The organism is Streptomyces sp. ActVer (assembly GCF_027270795.1).
In the GTDB taxonomy this organism is placed as follows: domain Bacteria; phylum Actinomycetota; class Actinomycetes; order Streptomycetales; family Streptomycetaceae; genus Streptomyces; species Streptomyces umbrinus_A.
Genome location: NZ_JAPWHT010000337.1, coordinates 1 through 11,488, shown reverse-complemented (window position 1 = coordinate 11,488; position 11,488 = coordinate 1). Strand labels below are relative to the sequence as shown.

12 protein-coding genes are annotated in these 11,488 nt (G+C 71.0%); 8 read left to right on the top strand and 4 right to left on the bottom strand.

The window, feature by feature from the left end; translation table 11 throughout:
* Positions 1–856 (bottom strand): PLP-dependent cysteine synthase family protein (locus tag O3Q52_RS38070; RefSeq protein WP_269653166.1); only part of this gene is annotated, 856 nt, incomplete at its 3' end.
* An 812-nt stretch (positions 857–1,668) separates the two neighbouring features.
* Between O3Q52_RS38070 and O3Q52_RS38065 the strand changes: the two genes are divergently transcribed.
* The 7 genes from O3Q52_RS38065 (at position 1,669) to O3Q52_RS38035 (ending at position 8,095) form a co-directional block, all read left to right on the top strand.
* Positions 1,669–2,097, top strand: a complete 429-nt coding sequence (locus tag O3Q52_RS38065) for a hypothetical protein (RefSeq protein WP_269653165.1) — start codon at positions 1,669–1,671, stop codon at positions 2,095–2,097.
* A gap of 85 nt (positions 2,098–2,182) precedes the next feature.
* Positions 2,183–2,389, top strand: a complete 207-nt coding sequence (locus O3Q52_RS38060) for a hypothetical protein (protein ID WP_269653164.1) — start codon at positions 2,183–2,185, stop codon at positions 2,387–2,389.
* Between the two features lie 203 nt (positions 2,390–2,592).
* Positions 2,593–2,982, top strand: a complete 390-nt coding sequence (locus O3Q52_RS38055) for a hypothetical protein (RefSeq protein WP_269653163.1) — start codon at positions 2,593–2,595, stop codon at positions 2,980–2,982.
* Between the two features lie 178 nt (positions 2,983–3,160).
* Positions 3,161–3,769: a carbonic anhydrase gene (locus O3Q52_RS38050; RefSeq protein WP_269653162.1), complete on the top strand. Its 609-nt coding sequence runs from the start codon at positions 3,161–3,163 to the stop codon at positions 3,767–3,769.
* A gap of 83 nt (positions 3,770–3,852) precedes the next feature.
* A complete protein-coding gene (locus tag O3Q52_RS38045) occupies positions 3,853–5,325 on the top strand; it encodes a SulP family inorganic anion transporter (protein ID WP_269653161.1) in 1,473 nt (490 codons plus the stop codon).
* 218 nt (positions 5,326–5,543) lie between these two features.
* A complete protein-coding gene (locus tag O3Q52_RS38040; protein WP_269653160.1) occupies positions 5,544–5,990 on the top strand; it encodes a hypothetical protein in 447 nt (148 codons plus the stop codon).
* An 80-nt stretch (positions 5,991–6,070) separates the two neighbouring features.
* Positions 6,071–8,095, top strand: a complete 2,025-nt coding sequence (locus O3Q52_RS38035) for a copper resistance CopC/CopD family protein (RefSeq protein WP_269653159.1) — start codon at positions 6,071–6,073, stop codon at positions 8,093–8,095.
* Between the two features lie 71 nt (positions 8,096–8,166).
* Here O3Q52_RS38035 and O3Q52_RS38030 read toward each other — a convergent pair whose 3' ends face one another.
* Complete coding sequence (locus tag O3Q52_RS38030) at positions 8,167–8,868, bottom strand: TetR/AcrR family transcriptional regulator (protein WP_269653158.1); 702 nt, start codon at positions 8,866–8,868, stop codon at positions 8,167–8,169.
* 105 nt (positions 8,869–8,973) lie between these two features.
* Here O3Q52_RS38030 and O3Q52_RS38025 point away from each other — a divergent pair, with 105 nt between their 5' ends.
* Complete coding sequence (locus O3Q52_RS38025) at positions 8,974–10,380, top strand: MFS transporter (RefSeq protein ID WP_269653157.1); 1,407 nt, start codon at positions 8,974–8,976, stop codon at positions 10,378–10,380.
* Here O3Q52_RS38025 and O3Q52_RS38020 read toward each other — a convergent pair.
* A complete protein-coding gene (locus O3Q52_RS38020) occupies positions 10,359–10,586 on the bottom strand; it encodes a hypothetical protein (protein ID WP_269653156.1) in 228 nt (75 codons plus the stop codon). The two genes, O3Q52_RS38025 and O3Q52_RS38020, sit on opposite strands and share 22 nt — an antisense overlap.
* 226 nt (positions 10,587–10,812) lie before the next feature.
* On the bottom strand, positions 10,813–11,488 hold a 676-nt coding region (locus O3Q52_RS38015), incomplete at its 5' end, for a DUF1775 domain-containing protein (protein WP_269653155.1).

Below are 11,488 nucleotides of genomic sequence, written 5' to 3'. Positions count from 1 at the left end.
CCACTACGCCACCGGCGTAGTGGTGGCGGGCCAGGCGCCGCGCGGCCCACACGGCTTCGGGCGCGGCGACCCAGTGGACCTCGTCGAACAGGTCGTAGGCGACGTTGCGGGGATAGATGCTGCTGCCCAGGCCGCGCATCAGACGTGGGGCGGCGGGCTGGCCGAAGATGGTCGACCCGGTGGTGTCCACGCCCACGACCCGCAGCCGGGGGAAGTAGCCGCGCAGCACGGAGGCGATGCCGGCCGAGTGGCCGCCGGTGCCGACGGAGACGACGAGGGTGTCGATGCGGCCGAGCTGGGCGACGAGTTCGTGGGCGAGCGGAGCGTAGGCGGCCACGTTGTCGGGGTTGTTGTACTGGTCGGGGCACCAGGCATCGGGGTGACGGGCGAGAAGTTCCTCCACGCGGTGGCGGCGGGCCTCCTGCCAGCCCCCGGTGGGGTGCGGGACGTCGACGAGGTCGACCTCGGCGCCGTACGCGGTGAGCAGGCCGGTCATGAGAGGTTCCATGCCGGGGTCGGTGACGACGGTGACCGGGTGGCCGTAGGTGGCTCCGGCGAGGGCCAGGCCGAGACCGAGGGTGCCGGAGGTGGACTCGACGATCCGCGCGCCGGGCAGCAGCTGCCCGCGTTCCCGGGCGGCACGGACCATGTACAGGGCGGTGCGGTCCTTGATGCCGCCCGGGTTGTGGCCTTCGAGCTTGGCCCAGAAGCCGCGTCCGGCGGGCGCGAAGGGTTCACCGATCCACAGGACAGGGGTGCCGCCGACGAGGCCGGCGGCAGTGTGCAGCGGGTGTTCGGCGCCGGCCAGCAGCTGGGCGGGCGAGGTGGGCACAGCAGTGCGGGTGAGGTGCTTCATGGCGTGCTTCTCCTGCGGCCGGCGCCGCGAACGGCGACCGGTCGTATGTCGGGGGAAGAGACGGAGGTGATCAGCTGCCGCGCCGAAGTCGTGCGGGGGCGGCGGCAGGGACGATCAGGTCCGCCAGACGCCGATACGGGACCGCGTCTGACCGACGGATGACACGCCGGGTGCGGGGAGCAGGGGCTGAAGGGCCGGCCGTGCGGTTGGCGGCTGGGCGCCGAGGTGTTCGGCAGATGGGGTGACGTGGACCGCAGGGACGGCCACGGGGACATCGCGCGTGGGCTGAACCGTCGGCTCGTCCAACCCCCAGCAGTGCACATCACTGTTGCGCGCGGGATCCGTCTGCCGGGCTGTCGTCTGCTGCGGCCGCTCGGGGGCCTGCCCACAGCTCGCGGAAGAGGTGAACACCGGTGTGTCGGCCTGCCCCGCAGGGGTGGCTGAAGGGCCGTGTGCGCAGGCCAGGACATGTAGAAGCGCGGCCAGCAACACCAAGAGCGCCGCTCCGGTCCGTGCCACGGAGCGGCTGCTTCGAGAGAACGAGCCAGCCCACATGAGCACAAAGAGTAATCAATCGAGCACATAAAGTCCTTGTCAAAAGGGGCTGCCCAACGCGGCGGCGCAAGCCTCGGCGCGACGTGAAATCCCGCGCGCCGCCCGGATTCGTCTGCACCTCGGGCGGACGCCCGTTCGGGCATCTTCATTGCCGCAAATCACCGCATCGGGTGAATTCCGGCCTCGATCGGCCCTATCCGGACCGCACCGCCCGGCATCCGGGGGTTCTCTGAGGGGGAGCAGACCAGGAGATCCGGATGCGGCGCACCCCCGGCACGACAGCACCCAAGCCCGCGGCAGCCCGCGGCCTGGGTGCTGTCGTGCTGCTCGCGCTCCTGGCTCTCCTGCACGCGACGTTCAGCCCCGGCCCCTCGCACCTGTCCGCGCTCGACCTGGACGGTTGCCGACTCCATGCCGCCGCGCCGAGCGCGCACCTCTGCGAAACGGCAACGCCGGTGGTCGCGACCGCGGTGGGCGCCGAAGGTCATCGGAACGGCGACGTGCGCCAGTCCTGCGCCGCGTCCGGCTACGGGCCACGCCAACTCGCGGATCTCTCTCATCCCCCGGTCATGTCCGGCACCACGCCCGGCTTCCCCGCGGTCTCGTCGCCGGGCAACGTGTCACCCGCCGTGACGGGTGCTTCCACCCCGGGTTCGCCCTTCGGCTCGGTCGTCCTGCGCTGCTGAGAGGAACAGGCCGCCCCGCCCCGACGTGCGCGCGGGCACCCCGCCGGTCCCCTCCCTCCCCTGACAGCACCGCAGGAGCATCGCCATGCCCAAGGACGTCTACGCCGCCATCGGCGCACTCGTACGCACCGAGGTCGCCCGTACGCACACCCAGCCGCCCCACCCGTCGACAGAGGATGCCGCGGCCCGCGAGGAGATCGTCGCGCCGAAGTCCCCGCCCGAGCCCGTCCGGCGGCGCCTGCGCTCACGAGCCACCGCGGCCCTGCGCCGGCTCGCCGCCGTCTCCGGATAGCGCCGCACCGCCGCGCAATCCTCACCGGCTGCCTACATCCGGCAAGCTCCACCGAAGCGGGTGATTGCTCTTGCAACGAGAACGCCGGTGTTGCCCATGTCACCTTTTCCACCCGGGAGTTCAGCATGTCCAAGGAGCGCAGGCCGGTAACGTTTTGGCGTCGGCACGAGCGAAACGTCGGGGGTCCAGTGGTGATACGTCGTATGGCGGCAGCGGTCGTGCTGCTCGCCGCGGCTGTCCTGCTGCACTTCGGGACGCCCCACCACTCCTTGGTCACATCCGGCGCGGTGTCCTCCATGGCACCCGCAATCGAACCGGAGTCCAGGAAACAGCAGGGTTCCTCATCTGCCGTGCCGCATGTCGGTACCGGCTGGCAGCACCACCAGGCCGACGCCGAGGCCCTCGCCCTGCCGCCCCGGACAGGTCACCCCGTCGAGACACCGTCGCTCGCCACCGACGCGATCGCGGACGAGACACACGTGTCCCTCACCGTGGTGTCCGGGCCGGCACATCCCCGCACCGCGCGAGAGGCATGGAACCCGGGCGCCGGACTCGCCCCTACCCCCAGCACTCTGCAGACGTTCCGCTGCTGATCGGCAGCGTGCTCCGCGCACCCTCCTCACCACCGGTACGCACCACCACCGTCGTGGGACGAGCGTTCAACCGACCGCTCCCCACCGCGCGTTGACGCGTACCCGGACGCGCGCAGCACGCACTCTTCGCACCCTTCCCTCTCTGAGAGCCCCACGAAGAGTCACGAGGCCGATATCCATGCACACGCTCATCGAGCACGCCCGTACGTTCCCCGCGAAGATCGCCGACCAGCAGGAGGACTTCGCCCGGCTGGCCCGCGGGCAGCAGCCCCAGGCCCTGTTCATCTCCTGCTCCGACTCCCGCGTCATCCCCGCCCTGTTCACCGGTGCCCGCCCCGGTGACCTCTTCGAGCTGCGCACCGCGGGCAACATCGTCCCGCCCTACCGCGGGCAGGCCGCCTGCGGTGTCGCCGGATCCCTCGAATTCGCCGTCCAGGCCCTGCAGATCCCCGACATCATCGTGTGCGGCCACTCGCACTGCGGCGCTGTCCAAGGGCTGATGCGCGAGCAGAACGTCCAGACGATGCCACTCGTACGACGCTGGCTGTCCCGGGCCGGGCACCGGGCCCGGGCCGACGAGCCGTGGCAGGCCCAGGGGCTCGGCGAGGACCCCGTCGCGGTGACCCAGCAGCACGTCCTCACCCAGCTCGACCACTTGCGCAGCTATCCCTTCATCGCCCGGCGCCTGTCGTCGGGGCGGCTGCGGCTGCACGCCTGGTACTACACGGTCGAAACCGGCGAAGTGCTCGCCGCCGCGCCCGGCCGCCGCGCCTTCAAGCCCCTGTGACCCGACCGGACCACGGCCCCGCACACACCCGTCCGCTCCGGTCGCTCCGCACGCGACGTTCCTTCCCCCACAGAGAGAACGCCATGACCTCACCTCTGTCCTCCCTCCGGTCCGCCCTGCGCACCGACTTCACCTCCTCCCTCGTCGTCTTCCTCGTCGCCCTGCCGCTGTGCGTGGGCGTCGCCGTCGCCTCCGGTGTCCCGGCCGAACTCGGCCTGATCACCGGCATCGTCGGCGGCCTGGTGACCGGGCTGCTGCCCGGCAGCAGCCTCCAGGTCAGCGGACCCGCAGCCGGCCTGACCGTGCTCGTCCTCACCGCCGTACAGGAGTACGGGCTGCCCGCCCTCGGCGTGATCGTCCTCGCCTCCGGACTGCTCCAACTCGCCCTCGGTGCCCTGCGTCTGGGCCGCTTCTTCCGCGCCATCTCGCTGTCGGTCGTGCACGGCATGCTCGCCGGCATCGGCCTCGTGCTGATCCTCGGACAGCTCTATGCGCTCGCCGACCGCAAGGCCCCCGGCACTGGTACCGCGAACATCGCCGGACTGCCCGGCCTCGCCGGTGACGTCCTGTTCTCGGACCCGGCCCTGATCGCCGTCGCCATCGGTGCCGGAACCGTCGCCGTCATGACGCTGTGGAAGAAGCTGCCCGGCAAGGCACAGCTGCTGCCGGGTCCGCTCGTCGCGGTCGGCACGGCGACCCTCGCCACCGTCGTCTTCGACCTGCCCGTCGCCCGCGTCCAGGTCAGCGGCCTCGTGGAGTCGATCCAGCCGCCCGCCGGGAGCGACTTCGGCCAGCTGGCCGAAGTCGGACTGCTCACCACCATCGTCGCGTTCACGCTGATCGCCTCTGCCGAATCGCTGTTCAGCGCAGCGGCGGTCGACCGGCTGCACGACGGACCGAACACCGACTACGACAAGGAGCTGATGGCCCAGGGCGCGGGCAACACCCTGTGCGGGTTGCTCGGCGCACTACCGATGACCGCGGTGATCGTCCGCAGCGCCGCCAACGTCCAGGCGGGCGCGCGCACCAAGGCCTCCCGCGTCCTGCACGGCGTGTGGCTGCTGCTGTTCGCCGCCCTGCTGCCCGGCGCGCTGGGCGTGATCCCGACCGCCGCCTTGGCCGGCGTTCTCATCCACGCGGGCTTCAAGCTCCTGCCTGTCAAGGAGCTTGGCCCGCTGTGGCGCGAACACCGGGGCGAGGCCGTGGTGTTGGTGATCACGGCGGGGGCGATCCTGGTCACCAACATGTTCGAGGGCGTCCTGATCGGACTGCTGCTGGCGGTGGTGAAGACGGCCTGGGAGACCTCTCACGTGCACATCGACGTCACCGAGCCGGGCAGCGGCCCGGTGCAGGTGCGGATCGCCGGCCACGCCACCTTCCTGCGCCTGCCGCGTATCCTCGACGCCCTGGAGCAGCTGCCCGCCGACCGGCCCATCGAGCTCAACCTCGCCGGACTGCGGCACCTCGACCACGCCTGCATGAGCGCCCTGCAGCACTGGGCGGACCAGCACAACGCGCACACCGTTCAACCCGAGCGCACCCGCGCCTCGGCATGAGTGAGGGCCCGTGGGGCGGCGTTCCGGCCGCCCCACGGGCCTTTGGTTACATACGGGGTGAACAGCCATCGATGTTCACCCGTACTCTCTGTCGTACGCCTGGCCGCTTGCGCGGGCAGGACAGCCCGGATCCGGAGAGCCACGTGCCACAGCATCCCGAGCAGCCAGAACAGTCGTCACGAGGACGCACCGGCCGTAGCCAGCCCACCGCCCGCCTCATGCGCGGTGCCGCTCTGGCCGCAGGTCTGGCCTTTCTTCCCCTGGCCACGGCCTGCAGCGGTGGTGGAGAGGACGGCGCTGTGGCGAACCGCAAGCCGCCGGAGATCTCCGACGCGCCTGCGGCGGCGGTGGTGGCACCGGCGAAGGTCGAGGTGATCGCCAACCTGACCGGCTGCAAGCCCAAGATCCGTATCGACGCGGACGAACTGCGCCAGGGCCTGTGCCACACGGGGAAGGTCGACTACAGCATCACGACCTTCCCCGAGGAGAAGTACAAGGACACCTGGCTGGAGTCCGCCTCCATCTACGGGGGCAAGTACCTCGTCGGCTCACGCTGGGTCGTCGCCGCGAAGCCGGAGATGCTGGAAGGGCTCCGCGCCAAGCTCGGCGGGAATATCCGGCAACTGCAGGGCATCGGCCCGAACCCGGCGCCGAGCACGTCGTAGCGGTACGCCGCCCCCACAGCACCGCAGGCCCGGCAGGGCCCCGTCCACAGCGTACGACCCACCGACCTGGAGACCGTTTCATGCACACGGCAACGCGCCGGGCCAGGAAACCGCTGACCGCGCTGGCACTGGTCGGCGCCGTGCTTGCCCTCCTCCTCGGCGGCGCCGGCCCCGCCTCCGCCCACGCCTCCCTGAGCGACTCCAACCCGGCCGACACCTCCGTCCTCAAGACAGCCCCGAAGCAGGTGACACTCGCCTTCACCGAAGCTGTCAACCTCTCCGACGGCTCCCTGCGCGTGCTGTCTCCGAAGAACGAGCGGGCCGACCGCGGTGCGCCCACGCACCTGGGCGGGAAGGGAAACACCGCTCGCGTGATGCTGCGCGGGAAGCTGTCCGAGGGCACGTACACGGTGTCCTGGCGCGTGGTCTCCGCGGACAGCCACCCCATCTCGGGCGCGTTCACCTTCTCCATCGGTCAACAGTCGGCCACCACCGCCGTGGTGCCGACCGAGTCACCGGACGACACCGCCGTCTCCCGTCTCTACGGGTTCTTCCGCTACGTCGCCTACGGCGGCCTCGCCCTGCTCATCGGCGTCGCCGTCTTCCCCCTCCTCTGCTGGCCCGCCGGTGCACGCCTGAGCCCTCTGCGCAAGCTGCTGATCGGCGGCTGGACGACGCTGGCCGTCTCCACCGTCGTCCTGCTGCTGCTCCGCGGCCCGTACGAGACCGGCCAGGGCCTCAGCGCGGTGTCCGACCTCTCACTCCTGGGCACGACCGTCACCGGCAGGACCGGGGCGGCCCTGGGCACACGGCTGTTGCTGCTGGCCGCCGCAGGCATCCTCGCGGCGCTGCTCACCAACCGACACCGCCGCATGGCCGAGCAGACGCGGCAGGAGCCCGCCGCTGACCCTACGGACACGTCGTCCACCGCCACCGCGGGCGCAACCGTGCCGCCCGCCGACGCACCGCGGTTCGGGCTCGGGGTGCGGGCCGCGGGCGCGGTGTTGGCCGCCGGCCTGGCCCTCACCCGGGCCGCCGCCGAGCACGCCTCGGCCGGGCTCCAGGTCCCGCTGGCGATCCCGGTCTCCGTTCTGCACCTGCTGGCCATGGCGGTATGGCTGGGCGGTCTGGTCGCGCTGACTCTCGCCCTGTTCCGGGCCCCCGCCGGCACGGTGATCCCGGCAACGGCGGTCGCACGCTTCTCCCGGCTGGCCTTCACCGCGGTCGTCGTCCTGGTCGTCACCGGCGTCTACCAGTCCTGGCGTCAAGTCGGATCCTGGGACGCCCTGTCCTCCACCGAGTACGGCAGGACCCTCACCCTCAAGGTCGCTGCCGTGTTCCTGGTGCTGATCGCGGCGGCGTTCTCCCGCCAGTGGACCGCGCAACTCATCCACGAGCCACAGCCGACGGAAACCCTCCCGGCGGTCGTGCCCCAGCGCGTCCGCGTGGCGGAGCGCGTGGGCGTCGGCGCCTCGTCGGACGGTGGCACAGCCGAGAGCGGGGATGGTGACGGGCCACCCAGCCCGCGCGATCCCGCCGACAACTCCAACCCCTCCGAGTCCCCGTCCGCATCCGACCCGTCCGGCCCTCCGTCCGCATCCGACCGGTACCGGCGGGTGCTGCGCCGCTCGGTCGCCGCCGAGGCCGTCCTCGGTGTCGTCGTCCTGGCGATCACCACGGTGCTCACCGGAACCCAGCCCAGCCGCGCCGCCGCGGACAGCGCCGCAGCGGCCACCGCCTCCCAACGGCCTCCGGCGAGGGTGGTGACAGTTCCCTTCGACCTTGGCACACCGAACGGGAACGGCAAGGTGCAGATCACCTTCGACCCGGGTCAGGTCGGCGAGAACACCGTGCAGGCCCTGGTGTTCGCGTCCGACACCGGTGTCGCCACCGTCCCCGAAATGCGCCTCACCCTCACCCATCGCGGCGAGCGGATCGGCCCGCTGGACGCGAAGCTCGTGAACAAGGGGGGCTTTTGGTGGTCGGACAGCCTGCGGCTTCCGCTGCCCGGCACCTGGACCATGCGGCTGACCGTACGCACCACCGACATCGACCAGGTCACCGTCTCCAAGAACGTCACCATCAGGCCCCTGCCGAACTACTGACCGGCCAGGCGCGGGCCACCGCTGACAGCCGCCGAGTGACGGCGGATCCCAGGGCCGGCGATGAGCGCGGCTCAAGCCTGCCTGCGGGCGGCGATCCCTTCGACGTAGATGTCCATGGAGAACTCGAAGAGCGTGTCGGGTGAGTCGGGTTCCAACGCGCTGACCCGCTTCAGGTTCGGCAGCTCGTCTTCCGTCTCGGAGCGCAGCCACGGCGGCGGCAGCTGTTCCAGGTCCGCGGGTTCCAGGTGGGCGGGCGGCCGGTCGTAGAGACTGTCCTGCAGTTCCACGAACCCCACGACGAACCGGACCGTCTCCATGCACGCGCGGTAGGCATCCGCCAGCGACAGCCCCGCGCTCTCGAAGAACTCGATCAGGGCGTCCACGTTGCGCAGCATCGTCGGATGCCGCGCCATCGTGATGTTCTCGGTCAACGCGAGGGTGGTCATGCCGGGATGGCGCCGGTAGTGCGCCCGCAAGTCCCGGCAGTACGCACGCAGACTGTCCCGCCAGAGCCCCGGTTCCAGCGCCGGCGCCTGCCATTCGGACTCGAAGAGCTCGGCGGCCACGGTCAACAGGTCGCGCCGGTCCTCGACGTAGTTGTAGAGCGCGCGGGGCGAGACGCCCAGGTCGGCCGCGAGTGAACGCATGGTCAGCTCGGCCGCGGGGTGGTGGTCGATGAAGTTCAGCGCGGCCTGGCCGACCGACTCGCGGGTGAGGGTGGGGCGGCCCTTGCGGTGGGTCGGCCGCCGTCTGGCAGCAGGGTTATTGCTCATCGGCCCCGAGGCTAGCAATCACTGAACTTCACACGTGTTGACTTTAAGGAGTTCGATCGACACAGTGATCCGGGTAAGGCTCGCCTAACTCCTTGGAGCCGCCTCATGCGCCGCCCGGCCCGTCTCGCCATGGACCTCAGCCCGCTCCGCGAGAGCCGCGACTTCCGCCTGCTGTACGCGGGCTTCCTCGGCGCGATGTTCGGCACCCTGATGACCAGCGTCGCGGTGGCGGTGCAGATCTACGAACTCACCGGATCGCCGCTGCACATCGGCCTGGTCAGCCTCGCCCGGGCCCTGCCGCTCGTGGTCGGCGTGCTGGTCGGAGGGGTCCTGGCCGACCGCCACGACCGCCGCCTCCTCATGCTGGCCACACGGCTCCCGCTCACCCTCGTAGCGGCGGCCCTGGCGGTCAACGCGCTGCTACCGGACCCGCAGGTGTGGCCCCTCTACGTCGCCACCGCGCTGACCGGACTACTCGCCGGACTCGGCGGCCCGGCCATGCTGGCGGCCATCCCCGCCCTCGTGGGCACCGAACGCCTCGCGGCGGCAGGCGCGCTGGCCTCCGGATCCACCCAGCTCGCGGCGCTGCTGGGACCCGCCGTCGGCGGCGTGCTCATCGCGGGCCCCGGCCTTGCCGCCTGCTACGCCGTGGATGCGGCCGGGTTCCTCGTCTTCTCGGCGGCCCTGTACTTCGTGCGCCCGCTCCCACCGACGACGGCACACGCCGGCAAGGGCGTACGCCAGGCATTCGAGGCGGTCGCGGACGGCGTCCGCTTCGTCCGCGGCCACCGTCTCATCGTGGGCCTGCTGCTCATCGACGCCGCGGCGATGGTCTTCACGATGCCGCAGGCGCTGTATCCCGTCCTGGCCGACCAGCAGTTCGGCGGCGGCCCGGGCGTGGTGGGCCTGCTGTACGCCGCACCCGCCCTCGGAGCTCTGATCGGCGCGGCCACCAGCGGCTGGACCGGCCGGGCCGGCGGTCACGCCCTGATCGGCGCGGTCCTGCTGTGGGGGCTGTCACTGACCGGCTTCGGCGCCACCTCGTACCTCCCGCTCGCTCTCACGCTGCTGGCCCTCGCCGGGCTCGGCGACCTGATCTCCGAGACGCTGCGCTCGGCGCTGCTCCAGCACGGCACGCCCGACGAGCTGCGCGGGCGGGTCAGTAGTCTGTGGATGGTCCAGGCCAGCGTCTCGCCCGCGTTGGGCAACGCCGCCGTCGGCTTTCTCGCCGAACTGACCAGCGCCCGCGCCGCGGTGGTCACCGGCGGCCTGTTCTGCGTGGTCGCCACACTCGCGGTCGCGGCGGCCTTCCCGGCTCTCCGTCGTGCCCGGCTCACCGCGCCACCCGTCGAAGTTCCGTCCAACGCGTCGGCTACCCAGCACGCAGGTACGGAGGCCACGGACGGGTCGGTGCCCAAGCGCCAACAACTGTGGCTACGCCGACCAGGCCGACTTCCTGGCCTATACGAGCTACGAGGCGGACCACAACATCAGTTCCCCAGGGTCATGTAGCCGGCGAGCCTTCGGCTGTTCTGCGCGGGCGACTCCCCCCTTGACCTGCTCGGCACCGGGGGAAAGAGGAGTCGAGGATCCACCAGCGGCCGCCGAACTTCACCCGCTTGATCCCGCAGTGCGTTGTAGATGTCGTACGGATACGGCGTGTGCTGCTTGGGCTTGGGGAAGCCGGCGACCAGGGTGTTCGTGTCGGGGGCGAACAACGCCCGCAGCGACAAGGGCGATGTCGATGTTGCCGGCGATATACGAGAACAGGGCAAGGTGTTGAGCTCAATGCGTTGCTGGTTCTCATCGACACTTCAGGGCTCTGTGATCGCTAAGGGCTACCCGAAACCGTCGACAAACGTTGCTCGCGTTTTCACCTGCAGAACCACCCGAACGCCTGTGGGGCGGCAGCGGCGCCGCCCCACAGACACGACAGGCAGTGGGTCAATTGTGCGACGACGCCGTGTGCCGCTTGGCCAGCCACCATGCTCCGCCACCGAGTACCAGCAGGGCCACGACCACCCCGCCGATGATCACGCTCGCCGAGATGCCCTCGTCCTCCTCGGCGGCCGCGTTCTCGGTTTCGGCGCCCGCGGCCGTGGTGCCCGACTCGGTGGCCGACGGTGTAGCGGTGGGGCTGGGCGCCTCACTTGCGGTGGGGCTCGGGCTGAGAGGGGTAGCGTCCGGTGCCGCCGCCTTCAATGTCAGGATCGGCGCGGGCTGTTCGGGTTCCTCGCCGCCGCTGGGCAGCTCGATCCAGCGGGAGATTTTCCCGTCGCTGTAGACCTCGACGGTCTTGAACGCGACCTCCTTCGCATCCGGTAGCTGCCGGACCTTGATCTTGTGCTCGGCGTCGACGCCGGCCTTCAGGGCGGGGCCGCCGACGGTGTATCCGTCGCTGGTGGCCTTCAGCTTCCAACCCTTGGGCGCCTCGCCGAGCGTCACGTCACCGGGAGCGATGCCTTCGGGCAGCACGACACGCATTTCGGTGAAGCCCACCGAGTCGGACTCGGCCTCGGAGACGAAGCTGAGGGTGACGTTCTCGGCCAGGGCCTGCGGGGTGTCGGCCTCGACCTCCGCGTGCGCGGCGGCCGGCGCGGCCAGGGCGAGCGTGGCCGCC

What these genes read in the sequence shown, in the direction of transcription:
- O3Q52_RS38065 (WP_269653165.1), top strand. Translation starts at nt 1,669, where the DNA reads ATGCGGCGCACCCCCGGCACGACAGCACCCAAGCCCGCGGCAGCCCGC.
- O3Q52_RS38025 (WP_269653157.1), top strand. Translation starts at nt 8,974, where the DNA reads ATGCGCCGCCCGGCCCGTCTCGCCATGGACCTCAGCCCGCTCCGCGAG.
- O3Q52_RS38060 (WP_269653164.1), top strand. Translation starts at nt 2,183, where the DNA reads ATGCCCAAGGACGTCTACGCCGCCATCGGCGCACTCGTACGCACCGAG.
- O3Q52_RS38030 (WP_269653158.1), bottom strand. Translation starts at nt 8,868, where the DNA reads ATGAGCAATAACCCTGCTGCCAGACGGCGGCCGACCCACCGCAAGGGC.
- O3Q52_RS38040 (WP_269653160.1), top strand. Translation starts at nt 5,544, where the DNA reads ATGCGCGGTGCCGCTCTGGCCGCAGGTCTGGCCTTTCTTCCCCTGGCC.
- O3Q52_RS38055 (WP_269653163.1), top strand. Translation starts at nt 2,593, where the DNA reads ATGGCGGCAGCGGTCGTGCTGCTCGCCGCGGCTGTCCTGCTGCACTTC.
- O3Q52_RS38045 (WP_269653161.1), top strand. Translation starts at nt 3,853, where the DNA reads ATGACCTCACCTCTGTCCTCCCTCCGGTCCGCCCTGCGCACCGACTTC.
- O3Q52_RS38035 (WP_269653159.1), top strand. Translation starts at nt 6,071, where the DNA reads ATGCACACGGCAACGCGCCGGGCCAGGAAACCGCTGACCGCGCTGGCA.
- O3Q52_RS38050 (WP_269653162.1), top strand. Translation starts at nt 3,161, where the DNA reads ATGCACACGCTCATCGAGCACGCCCGTACGTTCCCCGCGAAGATCGCC.